Source organism: Paraburkholderia sp. BL27I4N3, from assembly GCF_003386115.1.
GTDB lineage: Bacteria > Pseudomonadota > Gammaproteobacteria > Burkholderiales > Burkholderiaceae > Paraburkholderia.
Map to the genome: position 1 here is coordinate 1,852,471 of NZ_QREJ01000001.1, position 16,172 is coordinate 1,868,642.

The following is a 16,172-nucleotide window of genomic DNA, read 5'->3' on the forward strand; positions in this document are numbered from 1 at the left end:
GGATGATGATTTTGGCGAGTCAAAAGTCTGAGAAAAACCAACAGTGATTCTGCAGATCAGACAGGTGCGGGTGCGCTGCGCGAGGTTTTATGCGCCTCGCGAAGGAGTAATTAGATCAGGGAGACGTTCAGCCGTAGAAGATGGCGGATATCGCATTGACCGCGCGGACTTCTCCTGCGGGCGACGCGTATGTTGCATCAGCTTTAAGCGCGTCATTCGATGCCGATGCAACGAATCTCTCCTGCGGAGTGAACGGGATGAGCGGCACGATGCATGGCCGGTTCGGCGGCAGATGAAACCAGTCGCGCGCGGCCCTGTAGTGTGTGTCAACGATATGAACGAAGCGCACAAAACGCTTCGCTTCGATCACGAGTTGCCAGCTGTCGCCGTTGCGCTCGAGGGTCACCGTCATGCCCAGATCGTGGCGCTCGCTCACGCGCCGCTCCGGCAGATGAAACGCTTCCGCAACGATCCGGCCGCTCGTCTGTTCGCGCAGCGTGGCGATCGTCACGTCGTGCGCACGCGGCCCGAAGCGGTACGCATGGGTGAAATCGAAAAACTGGCCGAGGCATGCCGCCGCATTGAGACGTTGCACGCTGTGCGGCGCCAGTTCGACTTCACGGCTGGCGGAGGCGACCTTGACGCTGCCGTCACGCAGGCAAACGAGTTCCAGTTGCGCGCGCAGCGGCTGCGCACGTTCGTTCAGCAAATGGATATCGAGGCCGTTGAGGCCTTCGTCGGTGACGCTGGCCTGAATGGGTTGCAGCGCTTGCGCGAGCCCGTGCAGGGCGCTTTTAGGCCGTCCAGTGGCGTCGATCAAGCCCCAGCCCGCTCCGGGGCGCAAGTCCTGAAGCTGCCAGACCAGCGCGCCGCCGCAGGTTGAACCGGCGCGGCGCCATTCGGCGAACACGTCGCCCATCAATTCGGCGACCACCGCGCGCGACAAGTCCAGATAACGCTCAGGGTCTTCGTAGCGCAAGCGTGCCGGTTCGACACCGTATAACGTCTGCAGATAATGGTCGCGCACGTCGTCGAAATCCCAGCCGACGCCTGGGTCGCGCGGCACCGCGGCTTTCCAGCGCGGATCGTGCAGATGAATCGTGCCGAGCGCGCCATGCAGCGTGGCGTCGTCGGGCACGTTGGCGAAGGCGAGGCATTCGGCGGCGAAGCGCACCTGCGAGCGGCGCACGTCGTCGAGCGGACGCTGATAGGCGCCCACGCCGTAGTAGTGAGTGACGCCCTCATTAGTTGAAAACGGCCACACGCCCCCCGAAGGCGAGTTGGCGACATACGGCACGTCGGACCGTTCGCGCGCGGCGATGGCCGGCAGTTGTTCAGTAAAGAGTGGTTGCGCGCGCATCGAAGGCGGCAGGCCGAACATGGCCGCCTGCTGATCGACCTCGCTGCCGCCGCACAGCACCGCGAGCGAAGCGAAGCGCCGTGTGCGCGTTAAGAATTGCGTGGCTTCGCGCTCGATCGACGCGCTGAATGCGGCATCGTTCGGATAGTCGAAATTCGCCAGTGCGAAGTCTTGCCAGATGAGTATGCCGTATTCGTCGGCGAGCGCGTAAAACGCGTCGGACTCGTAGACCATCGTACCGCCCACGCGCAGCATGTTCATGCCCGCATCGCGGGCCAGCGTGAACGCGTGGCGCAGTTGCGCCTCGCTGCCAGCGAGCGTGACGAGGTCCGCGCTGGTCCAGCATGCGCCTCGGCAGAACACCGGCAAGCCATTAACGCGCAAGGTGAAGCCCATGCCGTCCGCGCCGTGGTCCACTTCAATCGTGCGGAAACCGACCGAACCCAATCCGTGAGATGTCGCGTGCCCGTCATCGAGCTGCAACGTCAATGGATATAAAGTGGGCTCGCCGTGCGTATGCGGCCACCAGCGCTCGGCACCCGGCACGCGTACGCTGCCAGTCAGTGTATATGCATCGCTCCATTGCAAAGACGAAACAGCGTCGCCGCATTTAAGCGAAGCGCGGCAGGCCGTGTCATCGTGCGGATGAACGAAACGTAGCGTGAGCGTAACAACGCCAGAAGCAACGCCAGAAGCAAGGGCGTCCTCGGTATCAAGCCGGCTCGACACGTCGACGGTATCGAAAGCGTGGGGCGTGTCGCTCAGCAGTTCGACAGGGCGCCATGGACCGACTGCCTGCACCGAAGGACACCAACCGGGCATATGACCGAGCAGGGTGGTGCGCACGTTGCGCAAGGTGGGCGGCGACACGAGCCGTGGCCGCCAGCGCGCGCGTGAACGTTTGGCCGTCAACGCCGGCGTGAGCGAGCGGAAGCACAGCGCGAGCGTCGCGCCGCCGTTTAGTTCGATGTCCAGATCGTGCGCGACGAACATCGAATCGGAATCAAGATGCTTCGCGCCGTCGAGCCAGACTTCGGCGATGCTGGCGAGGCCATGCAGACGCAAACGACGGCGGCCGGTGCCTTCGAGCCTCACGCGATACCAATGGTCGTCGAAGGCGAGCGGTGGTGGATGCGCGATGTCCAGCAGACCTGCGGCACGGCGCGCGCTCGCGACGGTGCCGGGCACTTGCGCGGCGAGCCAGCCGTGCGCGGGCAAATCGGCGGGCGACGCGCACGCGCCTGCGGGCGTGCTGACGCACTGCCAGCCGGTGTCGAGGCGCAGCGGCCAGAGCGTGTGCGATACGGCTGGCAATGCGCCATCGGCACCGGTTTGCGCGGCCTCGTCGGGCGTGGGCGCGAGCATGCCGCTCGCGCCGCCTTCATCAGGCACCAGGTCCATCGTCAGTACATCCACGGCAAGTCCCCGAGAAGTCCGCGACGCCGGGCAAGGCCTGTTACAGCACGAGCGCGGCGAGCGGCGGCAGCGTCTTTTCGTAAGCGCTTTCGATCATGTCAAAGCAGTCTTCGCACAGATCGCGGCGCCCGCGGGTAATCGCCCGCACGAGCCGGAACTGCATCACCATCGACTCCGACGCGATGCTCTGCGCCGCTGCGGGAATCGACGCCGGCACCTCGAAGCCTTGCGCGGAGAGCCACCTCAGATACTTCGAGAGAAACTCGAAGTTCGCGCCGAGCTGCCGCATCAGGTTGAACGAGTACGGATGGAAGAACTTTTCGCCACGCTCGAGCAACGTCTCGAGATGCGCGGGAAAGGCGACACGCCACTGCGCAATCGGATTGCTGAGCGGCCGGCGGTGCAAGTGCGCGCGCAGCAATTCTGCCGACGCTTCGGCGAGCGCGGTGCCTTCCAGTGCAGGCCGCGACTGCTTGGCGAACTCCACATACGGAAACAGCAGATCGGCCTGCTGCTGGAACTGCGGCAGCTTGCGGAACACGCCGTCGTAGTCTTCACCGTCGAGCAGGTGATAGCCAGTGTTATGGAAGTAGCCGAGACGGCGCGCGTCCGGATCGATGAAGTCGATGCCCACCGTGGTCTTCGGATGCTCGCGCCGGTACGACGTGGCGCGCGTATTCGGCAGGTAGTAGCCGTCCACTTCCACCAGCACGGTATGGCCGCGCAAGGTCTGCGCGAGCACGCGTGCTTCGAGCGAATCGTAGATGGCCAGTTCCTGCACCTGGGTACCGTAGAGCCGTTCGAGGTCTTCGAGCGGAAACTTGAAGAACGTGAACTGGTCGCCTTCGAAATCCTGCGTGACGGTAAAGCCGAACGCCGCGCGCGGCTCGAGTCCGAAGCCGTGCAGCAGTTCGATCCACAGATCGACGTAGCAGTTGGTCTCCTGCCATACGCGCTCGCCCTGATGCAGCGCATGCGGCGCATGCTCGCGCAAACGCGTCGCGGGAGCGGAAACCGCGCCCCCCGTGACGGGCTGATCGACGTGGCGGTTCAGCGGAAACGCGCCATTCGCGCCGTTTGGCGCCGGTGTCAGAGACGGATTCATACGCGCTCTCCGGAACCTTGCTTCCTTTCGGCGGACACCGTTTGCATGGTCTCCATGCCATGCGCCACGCGCGCTTCGGTATCGCCCCACAGCAGCGCGCGCACGTCGTCCGGCCACGCGTTCACGTCGAGCCCATGATGACGGAATAGCGCGAGCGTGATCCGTTCCATGCCGAAACCGACGCAGCCCGTATGCGCGATCGTGCTGTCTTCGCACAGGATCTTCCAGATCGCGCCGAAGTGTTCCATGTGATAGTTGAAGGACAGGCAGGCGGTCTTGCCGCGCGGATCGGCGACCGGGATCAGCAGTTCGAACTTGAGCGCCTGGGCGCGCTGGCTATCGGCGACGATCTTGCCGCCGCGGCCGAAGAACGGGTCGTTGGCGAGATCGACTTCGACCGGCAATTGCAACAGATTGATGAGCAGCGAGCCGCGATCGATCCACATCTGCCGGAACGCCATAACCTGTTCCGCGTTGCCAAGGCGCACGTATTCGCGCTGGCGGAACATCTGCATGCGGCCCGGATCGAGCGACGGTTCGTGACGGAAGCAATACGACAGCACATCGATGGTTCGGCCGTTGGCGGGCAACGGACCGCGCCGCGCCATCACCGGATAGATCGGGTAGCAGGCGGCCGGCGTGAGCACCACACGGGTCGGTTTCTGCTGCGCCATCCAGTCGTCGGCGCGGTCGTCATCGCGTTCGGTCATGGCGTCGTCGAGCGCGCGCAACAGGCGCTGGTGGCCCATGTCGTTGCCGCAGAACGAGTGGATGGTGCCGGCCAGATTTGGGAAGCTCTTCAGATACTCGCTGTCTTCGAAGTCGGTGCGGCGCATGGCGGGCGGAAAGCGCAGTAGTTCGGGCTGCTGGTCCGCGCCCAGATGCGTGATCGCCACGTTCAGCCGGTCCACCACGTCTTCGAAAATCTGGCTGCGGCCATACAGGCCGTTTTCGCCGGTGTCGATCAACAGGCCCGCGGCCAGCAGTTCATCGCGAAAGCTCGGCGCTTCGGCTGCCTGAGTAGCCGCGGCAAGGGCGGCGGTATCGGTCATCGTGTTCATATCAGGCTCTCCCCGGGGCGGCAGGTCGTTGCGCGAGCAACAGGCTCGCGGTGTTCTGCGCGATGCGATCGTTATTGATCATCAGCGGCGCCGAATGCAGGTCGCGCAAATGGCGCCCGACGCTGTACGGCGTGCCGTTCTTGTAGCCCGCCATGCCGCAGATCATCAGCACTTCGTGCACGACCTGCAGCGCGGTGGTGGAGATGCTCGTCTTCAGCGTGTTCATGTCGGAGGCGAAACCGAGCATGGCCGCGAGCGGCGCATCGGCTTGCGAGCCGCCGTTACGTGCGTGATGAGCGGTGCGCGCGGCCTCCAGCGCGACCGCGAGGCGCGCCTGCATCATCTGCAGCAGACCGACCGCTTCAGCGAGGCGCAAACCGGCCGGCGGAACCACGCCTGGCTTCGCACGCGCCTGGGCACGGAAGAACGCTTTCGCGCGATTCACCGCGTCGGCGGCCACGCCGGTCCAGACCGAGGCCCACAGCGTATGCGAGACCGGCAGCATGGTTTGGTCGGCGATCTCGGCGAATGGCGTTGGCAGGATCTGTTCGGCCAGACCCGTGGCGACGAGCCGGAAGCCCTCGCTGCAGGTGCCGCGCATTCCCATCGAATCCCAGCCGCCGCGCTTTTCCAGTTGCGTATCGGCGCGCAACGCGACGATCAGCACCTGGTCGGCGGCCGCCGATTCAGCGGTGCGGCGAGCGGTGACGAGAATGCCGTCGGCGTGCGCGCCATACGAAATCGTCGGTGCGAGCTTTTCGATGCGAAAGCGCGCACCGTCGAGTTCGACCGAGCACGCGCTGGTGCGCATATTGCCACCGATGGTTTCCTCGGAAGTCGCCGATGCCAGCAGCCACTGCTGCTTGACCAGTTGCACGAGCAACTGTCGATGCCATACCGCATCGCTGCCATGCGCCTCGATACACGCCACCTGGATCTGGTGCATTGCATACACCATCGCGGTGGAGGCGCAGCCTTGCGCGAGCGTTTCGCAAATCGCGCCGACGTCGGCGAGCGACAGGCCGGCGCCGCCGAACTCGGCCGGCACCAACACTGAGAGCAGGCACTCGCGCTTGAGCGCCTCGAACGCTTCGCTCGGAAAGCGCGCCTCGCGGTCCACGGAGTCCGCGAACTGCGCGGCCACCGCCGCACAGCGTTGCGCGGCCGCGCGCCAGCCGGGCTCGGTTTCGACAGCGGTCAAGCCGAGCGACGTGTCGGCGCCTTCGGCCGCATTGTGCGCGTGCCTAGAGGCGGGCTCTGCCGCCGCATCCAGCAGCGGGGCGTTCATGCTGCCGCCTTCGCCTGTTGCAGCTCGGTGATTGCCGCGGCCATCGAATCGATGCTGGAGAACAGGCGCCGCGTCAACAGACGGTCCGGAATCTCAATGCCGAATTCGTCCTCGATTGCCAGCATCAGATGCACGGTCGCGAGTGAGGAGAGGCCTGCGGCGTAGAGGTCGGCGTCGTCGGCCAGCGTTTGCGCCGGGACGTCCAGGCGAGCGGATTCTGAAAGGATGCGGCGCAAGGCGTTCTTCATGATGTGGTCCCCTAGTTGTTCAACGTTCTCGGATGGTGCGGACATCGATCGCACGTGATCGTTTTTGTGTCCATTGTCACAACGCATGCCAGCGTGGTCCTTGTGCCGGGTGCGGCGCGTTCAGATTGACCGCGTGCGGTTACTGGCGGCGTGCCGTGATGCCGTGCCCCGACGTCCGTATTTAAGAATTGTCAAAGCCCAGCGTCAGTGCGATGGCGCACGGAAACGCGCGATTCACGGACGTACCGTGTAGCCATCACAACGGGCCAGCCCATGCAGCGAGGCCGTCAAAGCCGGCGCGCGGTGCTCGGCGTCGTTGAACTTATTGACTGCTGGGGAAGGCGATGAACTGGAAAACGCTGGAATTCGATCAGCTTTCGGCGCGCGAGTTGTATCTGGTCTTGCGTGCGCGCAGCGCGGTGTTCGTGGTCGAACAGTCGCACGTTTGTCTCGACGCCGATGGCCGGGACGAAAACGCCGTGCATGTGTTCGCGGTGGAGGACATGTCGCGGCCCATGCCGATTCTGGCCTACGCGCGCCTGCAACCCGGCGACGCGGAAGACCCGGAGATCACCATCGACAAGGTACTGACGAGCCCGCTGCGGCGCGGCGACGGCACCGCCGAACTATTGCTCGAACGCGTGCTGCAGGCGATTGTCGACCGTTGGCCGGGGCATGCCGTGCGTGTCAGCGCGCCGCTCGGTCTGCGAGGTTTCTACGAGCAATTCGGTTTTCGCAAGACAGAAGGGCCATATCTCGAACATGGTGTGCCCTTCATTGGCCTTACACGCCAGGTGCGCGGCAGTCAGCCGCTTTTCGGCGGACGGCGCCGTGAGCGCGACAGCGCGGTGCTTGTCAATACGTTCGAAATGCTGTGATCGCGTGGATGCTCCTCACGCCCGACAGCGCCGACGTGTACGGCGTGCATTCGCCGTTGCGTCGGACTCCGAGACAATGTGGCGGGACGTACATATCGATCATGCAGCGTTTGTTGTAATGGCTTGAAAGCGTTCGCGCAGGTTTCGTTTATTCGGGGAAGCGTAATGCATGCGCAAGGATTGTCCCAGCGCACATACGCCTAAGGGGAGCGTTTGTGAACAGTCAATCCAAATTGGATCGTGTCAACCGAGTCGCATGGAATTCGTCTGATGCCGAACGCGTGATGACGTTCGGTAAAACCTACTCCGACCCCGGCGAGCAGGCCGCATTCAATTGGCTCGCACCGCGTTGCGCGGGCCAGCCCTTACTCGATATCGGGATCGGCGCCGGCCGCACGATTCCGCTGATGACGGCCATCTCCGCCGACTATATCGGCGTCGACTACACCCAGAAACTGCTCGATCTCGCCAAGGCGCGCTATCCCGAACGCGACCTTCGGCATATGGACGCGCGCGACATGTCCGCGCTGCCTTCGGATCATTACGCGCTCGCAGAGTTCAGCTGGAATGGCATCGACTGCGTCGACTACGACGATCGCGTGAAGATTCTCGAAGAGATGTATCGCGTGGTGCGGCCCGGCGGGTACGTGCTGTTTTCGTCGCACAACCGCGGCGGCCCCGGCTACCGCGAGAATATCTGGCAACTGCTGCCGCAATTTTCGTTCAATCCGCTGAGACTCGGCTGGCGCACGCTGCGCTCCATGCGACGCTTCCAGCTCGGCACGCTGAACTATCTGCGCAACGTGAAGCTGAATCATGACTACGGCGGCTACGCGGTGAAGACCGCCGCGGCTCACAACTTCGGCATTGTGATCGTCTACACGACGCTGCGGGAGCAGCGCCGGCAACTGGCGCAGGTCGGCTTGCAGATCGACGCGGTGTTCGGCAGTAGCGCGGGCGATCGCATTCCCGACGAAGTGGAAGAGAGCGACGCGTGGTGGTTTCACTTCATCGCGCACAAGCCGCTCGCCGCCTGCCGCTTCGACTGACGACGGCAAGGATGAAAGCACGACTGTAGGCGGAGCACGGCAGTACGCACGACAACATAGAACAATGAACCGGGCCGGTTGGACCGGATAGGGGACCCGCACATGAATCGCATCGTAGAACCAGGCAATCCGCTTGCGTCGGTCGGGGGCGTCGGCGAAACGGCCACGCGTTTATCCGTGCAGCCGGTTATTCTCGCAGAGGGCTCGGGCACACGATCGTCGCCGTTATCGCGCGAACGCGATCCTAAACGCTCGGTCGACCTCACGGGCGACGCGTCGCGGCTCGAAACCACGCTGAGCCGTCTCGACGCGCCGTTCATCGCCGCGCAACACACTACACCGTCATCCATCGCGCGATCCTTTGCGGTGCCGCTGGTGATCTGCTGCGAGGACCTGCATCAGCAAACGCGCGAATCCGGGGAGCGGCTCGCACGCTCGGGCCGGCCGGTACGCATGGTGCTCGAACCGATGTCGCGCGATACCGCGCCCGCGCTCACCGTTGCAGCGCTCGCCGCGTGCGCGGCGGCTGTGGAGGGCGACGATCCGCTCATCGTCGCGCTGCCTGCTGACTACCTGATTGCCGATCACGTTGCGTTCGGCGCGGCGCTCGCTGAGGCGCTCGAGCACGCGACGCGTGGCGCGATCGTCACGCTCGGCGTGCCGCCCAAGCGCGCGGAGACCGGCTGCAGCTATATCCGTACGGGAATGGCGCTCGGCAAGCGGGGTGCGCGCGCCATCGAACGGCTGGCCGAGAAGCCCGATCCCGAACTGGCCGAACGCTATGCCGCATCCGGCAATTACTGGTGGAACAGCGGCATGGTCGTGGCGCGCGCTTCGGTGTGGCTCGCGGCCGTCGCGCTCTGCCAGCCGGCAATCGCCGAGGCCTGCGCGGCCGCGTTCGAGCATGCCACGGTGGATGGCGACGGCACGCTGCATCTGTCCCGCGATGCGTGGACCCTGTGTCCGTCCGCTTCGATCGACTGTGCGGTAATGGAGCGAATCGGCACCGACGCGCGGCTCGCAGGCGTCGCCGTGCCGTTCGTCGCGGGACACGCCGAAAAGAGCGCGCGGGATCCGGTGATGCGGGTCACGCGCGGCGAGGAATGCTTCATGCTCGCGGCGAAAAACCCGTCGGCATATGTTCCTCCCGGCATCGCGCATCGGCTCGAAAAGCTGGTCATGACGCCGCGAGAAATGATCGAGGTCCAATCAGGCGGCTACCCGGGTGAAGACGACATCATGCGTGTCGAAGACCCGTTCGGTCGCAATCTGGAGAGCGCTCATGCACGCAAAGCTGCATCACGCTGAGACGCCGCGCCTCGTGCAGGCATCTTTCGACGAGCGGCGTTTTCGTCACGCGTTGGGACGCTTCGCGACCGGCGTCGTGGTGATCTCGACCGGCAGCGGCGACGATCTGCATGCGATGACCGCCAACGCCTTCATGTCGGGTTCGCTCAAGCCGCCGCTGATTGTCGTCTCGGTCGGGCACCGGGCGCGCATGCACGAGCGTCTGATGGACAGCGCGCTGTTCGGCGTGAGCGTGCTGTCCGAGGCGCAGGAGCCGCATAGCCGCCACTTTGCCGGCGAGCCGCAGAGCCGTCTCGCGCCGCGCTTTGCGGCGGTCGAGGGGCTCCCGGACGTGGTGCTGCTCGAACACGCGGCGGCGCGTTTCGCCGCGCGCGTGGTGGACCGGCACCCTTGCGGCGACCATACGCTGTTCGTTGGCGAGGTGCTGGTGTTCTCGCTCGATGAACACGCGCCGCTGATCTTTTTCGGCGGGCGTTACGGATCGGTGGCGGCGCCTGAGTCGATGCGGCGATCGACGGCGGTGTCCGCGCAGGACTCGCCGCCGCTCGCCGCGAGCGCCTCCTGATGAGCGCGTCGGCCGTCATTTCCCGCCAGTTCCTTTCCGCCGACGCGTGGTGGATCAGACAAATCGTCTCGCAACGTGCGTCTTCGCACTATGCAAACAGTTCAATGCAGGCACGCTTGAGGCGCAAGCTTATGGCCCATGGAAATATGCGGCGTTACAAGAAAGAAACAATTCTTCAGAGGGATAACCCTGTTAGGACGTTTCCCGACTGGCGCAAGCGTTTCGAAGCTAGCAACGTATCGTAGAAGAACTAAGTGACGTCAAAAAACGAGACATAAGGGCCGCACGATCAACAGGCTACGCGGGGGCAAACACCGCTTCGGGGAGAGTTTCATGGAACAGGCAAACAAAGATCGATCGCTCGTGAGCAAAGTCATGGACGGATTGGTCACGGGCATCGTCGAAGAGAAATACGGCGCCATACTGCCACCGCAGGATGTGCTGTCGAAGGAGTTCGACGTCAGCCGCACCGTCATGCGCGAGGCGCTGTCGATGCTGCTCGCGCGCGACATGCTGGACGTGCGGCCGAAAATCGGCACGCGCATCCGCTCGATGAGCGATTGGCGCATGATCGACGAAGACGTCGTGAACTGGCGTTTTCGTGCGAAACCCGATCCGCTGTTTTTGCGCGACGTGATCGAGTTTCGTATCCTGATCGAACCGCGCGCCTCGGCGCAGGCGGCCGCGCGCGGCAGCGCGGCGGATATTGCCGCGATCCGCGAGGCGTTCGAAGCATTCCGCGCGATCCGGCCGGGCGAGCCGGGCTATCAGGAAGCGGACGAACTGTTCCACACCCGCATCGTGGTGGCGAGCGGCAATCAGTTCTTCAAGCAAATGGCGGCGATCATTCGCGGCGCGCTATCCACTGTCAATCCCATCGTGACCGAAAGGGACGGGGACGGCCTATGGGAAAAAGCGGTGAAAACCCATCAGCGTGTAGTCGAAGCGATCGAACGGCGCGATCCAAAGGAAGCGGAACTCGCCTCGCTTGCAATGATCGACTACACCACGGAAGAAATCAGCGGCCAGTTTCCCCCGGAACCGCCGGCACGCAGTTGAGCGTCGCCGCTGCAGCGGCACGCTGGGTCTTTAATTTTTCCTTGTGAGACTGTGCGATACGAGAGGCGCGCGTTCACGCCCACGCGAGAGCGTGCGGCATGCGCGACAATAGCGCCTGTTCTGATCTGCATGGACTCGAAGGAACGATGACAATCGCAACGCAGGAAATCCCCTCGGACGGCACGATCCGCTGGGGAATCGTCGGGACGGGCCGGATTGCCCGTCGCTTCGCACAAGGCCTCGCTCATGTGCCGCACGCGCAACTGACCGCGCTGTGGTCACGCCGCGCGGAACCGGCCATCACATTCGCCGGGGAATTCGGCGGCGAGGTGTGCGCGAGTTTCGACGCGCTGCTCGCGAGCGGTATCCACGCGCTCTATATCGCCACCGTTCAGGACAGTCACGCCGACTACGCGATCGCCGCGCTGCAGGCCGGCCTGCACGTGCTGTGCGAAAAACCCGCCACCATCAATCAGCCGCAGCTCGAACGCGTGCTCGATGCCGCGCGCGCCGCGCAACGGCTATTCATGGAAGCCATGAAGCCGCCCTTTTACCCGCTCTACCGAAAGTTGCGCGCGCATCTAGATGCCGAACCGATCGGCGCGGTCGGTCTGGTGCGGGCCGGCTGCTCGGTGCCAGGCGTGCCGGACGATCACCCGTCGCTGTCGTTCGAGCACGCGGGCGGCGCGCTGCTCGACATCGGCATCTACGAGATGTTTCTCGCCGTCGACTGGCTGGGCGCGCCGCTCGAGGTGCAGACGCTGGGGCGGCTCGGCGCAACGGGCGTCGATACGTTCGCGAGCCTGAACAGTCAGCACGAGGGCGGCATCGCCCAGTTGTTTTGCGGGCTCGATCTGCATGGCAAGGGCGACGCGCTGCTGATGGCCAAAGGGGGCCACGTTACGATTCACGAACCGTGGTGGAATCCGTCGCGCGCGACGATCCGTTATACCGATGGACGCGTGGTCGAACTCGACGAGCCGTTCGAAGGCGGCGGCCTGAACTACGAGACCGCGCACTTCTGCGAACTGATCCGGGCGGGGCAGATGGAAAGTCCGGTGATGCCGCACGACAAGTCGCTGCAGATGATCGCGATGGCCGACGCGGCGCGCGCGGCGCTCGGCTTGAAGTTCACCGGAGAGTAGCGTCGCCGGCGTTGCCGCATTACGCGCGGCAGCGATGGTAGGATTCGCGCGGGCATGCGGAGAGAAAAAACGCTCCACGTGTCTGCTGCTTTCGAATTCCTTCCAATGGAGCCGCCTGCCATGCGCATGCTCGGAAAACTGTGGCGCGACAACAAGAGCGTCGTTGCGTTTCTCTTCCTGATGGTGTTGTTTCGCAGCGCCGTCGCCGACTGGAACGTCGTGCCGAGTGGCTCGATGCTGCCGACGATCCGCGAGGGCGACCGGATCTTCGTCGACAAGATGGCCTACGATCTGCGCGTGCCGCTCACGCATATCGCGATCGCGCATCTGCACGATCCGCAGCGTGGCGATATCGTGACGATCGATTCATCGGCGGCGCGTGAGCTGATCGTCAAGCGTCTGATCGGCTTGCCCGGCGACAGCGTGGCGATGCGCGAGAACGTGCTGTACGTGAACGGCGTGCGCGCCGATTACCAGCCGCTCAAGCTCAAGCCGCTGCCTGGCGACGCGGCGTCGCCCGGCGATTATCTAACCGAACGCTTCGACGGCGTCACGCATTCCGTGCGGCTCGCGCCGCAGGCGCCGAGCCCGCGTGATCCATTCGGGCCCGTGATCGTGCCGCCCGGCGAGTATCTGATGCTCGGCGACAATCGCGACGACAGCGCCGATTCGCGTTACTTCGGCTTCTTTCCGCGCAAGGAATTGATGGGCCGTACGCGCCGCGTCGCGTTTTCGCTCGATCCGGACCACTACTACACGCCGCGCTTCGAACGCTTCGGCGCGCCGCTGGATCCGACGTCTTCCGTCGCTAGCCGCTAAATCAAAAGCGCCGGGTGCTCAGTGGCGCGACGGCAGCGCAAGGCGCCGTTCGTACCAGCGTTGCACGCTCTCGAGCACCTGACACAATACCCAATAAACGGCGGCCGCGGCCAGATACAACGGCAGCGGCTGATAGGTCGACGCGATGATCTCCTGCGCGCTGCGCAGCAGTTCCGTGACGGTAATCACTGACACCAGCGAGGTGTCCTTGATCAGGCTGATAAGACTGTTCGACAGACTCGGCACGGCGATGCGCAACGCCTGCGGCGCGATCACGTAGCGCAATGTCTGGCGTCGCGAGAGTCCGAGACTGTAGGCGGCGAGCCATTGACCGTTCTGAATCCCCAGGATCGCGCCGCGCATGCTCTCCGACAGATACGCCGCAACGTTGGCCGACAACGCGATCACGCCGGCCGGCGTCGGATCGAGCGATATGCCGAAACTCGGCAAGCCGTAATAGATCACGAAGATCTGCACCAGCAGCGGCGTGCCGCGCATCACGCTCACGTAAATACGCGCGATCCAGTTCAGCACGCGGTTGTGGCTGACGCCCATCAACGCCAGCACGGCGCCGGCGATCAGGCCGAAGATCATCGACAGAACCGCGAACTTGACCGTCAGGACGGCGCCCTGCGCGAGCACAGGCAGCGATTCAACGAGCAGGGAAGTGGTGGACATGAGCTGAGCGGTGGGCGGGTTAGGCGCGCAAAAAGGGCACATCATAAACGTTGCTGTAGAAGCGCGAAGGGCGGCATCGTCGACGATGCCGCCCTTCCTTTCAATCAGCGCGCTTTACTTGATCGGCTTGCTGACGTCGATGCCGAACCACTTGTCCGAGATCTTCGCAAACTTGCCGTCAGCTTCGAGCTGGGTCATTGCGTCGTCGATCGCCTTGGCGAACTTCGGGTTGCCCTTTTTGAACGGAATGCCGGAAGGATTGCCCGCGCCGACATTCGCGCCCGTGCGCAGCGGCAGTTGCGAGTTCTTCATCAGGTAAGCGAGCATCAGGCGGTCGTTGAGCGCTGCGTCCAGACGCCCGGCGGCCAGATCGCGCAGGTACTCGGGCGCGCCCGGGTACGTCTTCACGTCGATGCCCGGCACCGACTTCGCCATGTCCATGTAGTTCGTGCCCAGACCGACACCGAGCTTCTTGCCCTTCAGGTCGTCGAGCGACTTGAACTGGCGCGTGTCGTCCTTACGCTGGATCAGTTGCGCTGCCGAATACGTGTAGGCCGGCGAGAAGTCGAGCGCCTGCTTGCGTGCGTCGGTGATGCCGACCTGGTTGACGATCACGTCGAACTTGTTCGCCTGCAGACCGGCGATGATGCCGCTCCATTCCGTCGTCACAAATTCCGGCTTCACGCCGAGCTTGGCCGCGACAGCCTTCGCGATGTCGACGTCGTAGCCGACCAGTTCGCCCGACGGCGCTTTCGAATTGAACGGCGGGAAGGTGCCTTCCAGACCGATGCGCAGTGTGCCGCGCTGCTTGACCTGATCGAGGAGGTCGTCGGCATGGGCGGCGACAGCGGTGAACGACGCGCCGATCAGACCGGCGACGAGAATCTTTTTAAACAAGCCAAATTTCATCGAGTTCCTTTTTTGTTCGTCCGGCGTTTTAGCAGACGAAAGCATAGCAAAGCAGACTATCGAAATCTAAATATCGTTTGTTTATGTCTATATTCCGGGCAAGGGGCGCGGGGCGCGGGCACGCACGTAGGACGGAGCACACGTAGGTGCCGCGCCGCGCGGCGCCGTACGGCGGGCACCGGCGCGGCGTTCAGCGGAACTGGATTCAACGCAGCGCTTGCGCGCATTCCGCCACAAGCGCCGGTCCGCGGTAGATAAACCCGGTATAGAGCTGCACCAGCGACGCGCCGGCCGCGAGCTTGGCGCGCGCGTCGTCGCCGGAAAAAATCCCGCCGACGCCGATGATCGGCACCGCTTCGCCGACTTCCGCGCGCAGCTTGCGGATCACTTCGTTCGACGCGTCGAACACCGGCTTGCCCGACAGGCCGCCGGATTCGTCGCCGTATTGCATGCCGGCGACGGCCGTGCGCGAGAGCGTGGTGTTGGTGGCGATCACGCCTTCGAACTGGTGGCGCAACAGCGTGTCGGCGATCGACTTGATCTGTTCGTCGTCGAGGTCCGGCGCGATTTTCAGCGCGAGCGGCACGAGCTTGCCGTGCATGTCGGCGAGGCGCTGCTGCTTCGCCTTGAGTGCCGCGAGCAGCGCGTCGAGTTCGCCCGCGCCTTGCAGCTGGCGCAGATTCTTCGTGTTCGGCGATGAGATGTTCACCGTCACGTAGCTGGCGAACGGATACACGCGTTCAAGACAGTACAGGTAGTCTTCAGCGGCGCGTTCGATCGGCGTGTCGGCGTTCTTGCCGATGTTCAGGCCGAGAATGCCGCGATAGCGCGCCGCCTGCACGTTCTTCACGAACTGGTCGACGCCCGCGTTGTTGAAGCCCATCCGGTTGATCACGGCATTCGCCTGCGGCAGACGGAACATGCGCGGGCGCGGATTGCCCGGTTGCGCGCGCGGCGTCACCGTGCCCACTTCGATGAAGCCGAAGCCGAGCGCGGCGAGGCCGTCGATGCAGGCGCCGTCCTTGTCGAGGCCCGCGGCAAGTCCCACCGGATTGCGGAACGTCAACCCCATCACGGTGCGCGGCGCATCCGGCACGCGTGGCGCGAGGGCGCCGGCGAGACCGGTGCGGCCGGCCGCGCCGAGCATGCGCAAGGTGAGATGGTGAGCGTCTTCCGCGTCCATGCGAAAGAGTTGGGCGCGTACAAGCGGGTAGAGGGAACTGAACACGGGACGAAGCCGGGCGGCCGGAAAATGGGAACCCGCCATTTTACCGGCTTTGCGCT

The 16,172-nt window shown here is 64.2% G+C and carries 15 protein-coding genes; 7 read left to right on the forward strand and 8 right to left on the reverse strand.

The window, feature by feature from the left end:
- Positions 1 to 127: 127 nt before the first annotated feature.
- Genes B0G71_RS08525 through B0G71_RS08545 form a run of 5 tightly spaced genes read right to left on the reverse strand, consistent with a single transcriptional unit; the run spans position 128 to position 6,478 of the window.
- On the reverse strand, positions 128 to 2,776 hold the full coding sequence (locus tag B0G71_RS08525) for a glycoside hydrolase family 2 protein (protein WP_181916741.1): 2,649 nt from the start codon (positions 2,774 to 2,776) through the stop codon (positions 128 to 130).
- Between the two features lie 40 nt (positions 2,777 to 2,816).
- The gene (locus B0G71_RS08530; protein WP_116141018.1) at positions 2,817 to 3,881 is read right to left on the reverse strand and encodes a DUF1839 family protein; all 1,065 of its coding nucleotides are present in this window, start codon (positions 3,879 to 3,881) and stop codon (positions 2,817 to 2,819) included.
- Positions 3,878 to 4,942, reverse strand: coding sequence for an amino acid--[acyl-carrier-protein] ligase (locus B0G71_RS08535; RefSeq protein ID WP_116141020.1), 1,065 nt, complete (start codon positions 4,940 to 4,942; stop codon positions 3,878 to 3,880). Before B0G71_RS08535 ends, B0G71_RS08530 begins: the two co-directional genes overlap by 4 nt.
- A gap of 1 nt (position 4,943) precedes the next feature.
- Positions 4,944 to 6,230 carry an acyl-CoA dehydrogenase family protein gene (locus B0G71_RS08540; RefSeq protein ID WP_116141022.1) on the reverse strand — a complete coding sequence of 429 codons (1,287 nt, stop codon included), beginning with the start codon at positions 6,228 to 6,230 and terminating at the stop codon, positions 4,944 to 4,946.
- Positions 6,227 to 6,478: an acyl carrier protein gene (locus B0G71_RS08545; RefSeq protein ID WP_106283631.1), complete on the reverse strand. Its 252-nt coding sequence runs from the start codon at positions 6,476 to 6,478 to the stop codon at positions 6,227 to 6,229. The genes B0G71_RS08540 and B0G71_RS08545 overlap by 4 nt, the downstream gene beginning before the upstream one ends.
- Before the next feature lie 344 nt (positions 6,479 to 6,822).
- Between B0G71_RS08545 and B0G71_RS08550 the strand changes: the two genes are divergently transcribed.
- The 7 genes from B0G71_RS08550 to lepB all read left to right on the forward strand — a co-directional run bounded on the left by B0G71_RS08550 (position 6,823) and on the right by lepB (position 13,301).
- Positions 6,823 to 7,356, forward strand: coding sequence for a GNAT family N-acetyltransferase (locus B0G71_RS08550; RefSeq protein WP_116141024.1), 534 nt, complete (start codon positions 6,823 to 6,825; stop codon positions 7,354 to 7,356).
- A gap of 215 nt (positions 7,357 to 7,571) precedes the next feature.
- A complete protein-coding gene (locus tag B0G71_RS08555) occupies positions 7,572 to 8,405 on the forward strand; it encodes a class I SAM-dependent methyltransferase (RefSeq protein ID WP_116116742.1) in 834 nt (277 codons plus the stop codon).
- A gap of 102 nt (positions 8,406 to 8,507) precedes the next feature.
- Positions 8,508 to 9,713 (forward strand): sugar phosphate nucleotidyltransferase, encoded by a 1,206-nt coding sequence (locus B0G71_RS08560; protein ID WP_116141026.1) that lies wholly within the window; start codon positions 8,508 to 8,510, stop codon positions 9,711 to 9,713.
- Positions 9,688 to 10,278, forward strand: a complete 591-nt coding sequence (locus B0G71_RS08565; RefSeq protein WP_116141028.1) for a flavin reductase family protein — start codon at positions 9,688 to 9,690, stop codon at positions 10,276 to 10,278. The genes B0G71_RS08560 and B0G71_RS08565 overlap by 26 nt, the downstream gene beginning before the upstream one ends.
- Before the next feature lie 333 nt (positions 10,279 to 10,611).
- Entirely contained in the window at positions 10,612 to 11,337 is a 726-nt protein-coding gene (locus B0G71_RS08570; protein ID WP_116141030.1) for a FadR/GntR family transcriptional regulator, read from the forward strand.
- 146 nt (positions 11,338 to 11,483) lie between these two features.
- Complete coding sequence (locus tag B0G71_RS08575; RefSeq protein ID WP_116148412.1) at positions 11,484 to 12,482, forward strand: Gfo/Idh/MocA family protein; 999 nt, start codon at positions 11,484 to 11,486, stop codon at positions 12,480 to 12,482.
- Between the two features lie 120 nt (positions 12,483 to 12,602).
- Entirely contained in the window at positions 12,603 to 13,301 is a 699-nt protein-coding gene (lepB, locus tag B0G71_RS08580) for a signal peptidase I (RefSeq protein ID WP_116141032.1), read from the forward strand.
- A gap of 18 nt (positions 13,302 to 13,319) precedes the next feature.
- Here lepB and B0G71_RS08585 read toward each other — a convergent pair whose 3' ends face one another.
- The 3 genes from B0G71_RS08585 to B0G71_RS08595 form a co-directional block, all read right to left on the reverse strand.
- Complete coding sequence (locus B0G71_RS08585; protein WP_106283624.1) at positions 13,320 to 13,979, reverse strand: amino acid ABC transporter permease; 660 nt, start codon at positions 13,977 to 13,979, stop codon at positions 13,320 to 13,322.
- A 114-nt stretch (positions 13,980 to 14,093) separates the two neighbouring features.
- Positions 14,094 to 14,888, reverse strand: coding sequence for a cystine ABC transporter substrate-binding protein (locus B0G71_RS08590; protein WP_116141034.1), 795 nt, complete (start codon positions 14,886 to 14,888; stop codon positions 14,094 to 14,096).
- Between the two features lie 205 nt (positions 14,889 to 15,093).
- Positions 15,094 to 16,155, reverse strand: a complete 1,062-nt coding sequence (locus B0G71_RS08595) for a quinone-dependent dihydroorotate dehydrogenase (RefSeq protein WP_181916742.1) — start codon at positions 16,153 to 16,155, stop codon at positions 15,094 to 15,096.
- Positions 16,156 to 16,172: the final 17 nt, after the last annotated feature.

What these genes read in the sequence shown, in the direction of transcription:
- B0G71_RS08540 (WP_116141022.1), bottom strand. Translation starts at nt 6,230, where the DNA reads ATGAACGCCCCGCTGCTGGATGCGGCGGCAGAGCCCGCCTCTAGGCAC.
- B0G71_RS08585 (WP_106283624.1), bottom strand. Translation starts at nt 13,979, where the DNA reads ATGTCCACCACTTCCCTGCTCGTTGAATCGCTGCCTGTGCTCGCGCAG.
- B0G71_RS08550 (WP_116141024.1), top strand. Translation starts at nt 6,823, where the DNA reads ATGAACTGGAAAACGCTGGAATTCGATCAGCTTTCGGCGCGCGAGTTG.
- lepB (WP_116141032.1), top strand. Translation starts at nt 12,603, where the DNA reads ATGCGCATGCTCGGAAAACTGTGGCGCGACAACAAGAGCGTCGTTGCG.
- B0G71_RS08570 (WP_116141030.1), top strand. Translation starts at nt 10,612, where the DNA reads ATGGAACAGGCAAACAAAGATCGATCGCTCGTGAGCAAAGTCATGGAC.
- B0G71_RS08535 (WP_116141020.1), bottom strand. Translation starts at nt 4,942, where the DNA reads ATGAACACGATGACCGATACCGCCGCCCTTGCCGCGGCTACTCAGGCA.
- B0G71_RS08565 (WP_116141028.1), top strand. Translation starts at nt 9,688, where the DNA reads ATGCACGCAAAGCTGCATCACGCTGAGACGCCGCGCCTCGTGCAGGCA.
- B0G71_RS08530 (WP_116141018.1), bottom strand. Translation starts at nt 3,881, where the DNA reads ATGAATCCGTCTCTGACACCGGCGCCAAACGGCGCGAATGGCGCGTTT.
- B0G71_RS08590 (WP_116141034.1), bottom strand. Translation starts at nt 14,888, where the DNA reads ATGAAATTTGGCTTGTTTAAAAAGATTCTCGTCGCCGGTCTGATCGGC.
- B0G71_RS08575 (WP_116148412.1), top strand. Translation starts at nt 11,484, where the DNA reads ATGACAATCGCAACGCAGGAAATCCCCTCGGACGGCACGATCCGCTGG.
- B0G71_RS08595 (WP_181916742.1), bottom strand. Translation starts at nt 16,155, where the DNA reads ATGGCGGGTTCCCATTTTCCGGCCGCCCGGCTTCGTCCCGTGTTCAGT.
- B0G71_RS08560 (WP_116141026.1), top strand. Translation starts at nt 8,508, where the DNA reads ATGAATCGCATCGTAGAACCAGGCAATCCGCTTGCGTCGGTCGGGGGC.
- B0G71_RS08545 (WP_106283631.1), bottom strand. Translation starts at nt 6,478, where the DNA reads ATGAAGAACGCCTTGCGCCGCATCCTTTCAGAATCCGCTCGCCTGGAC.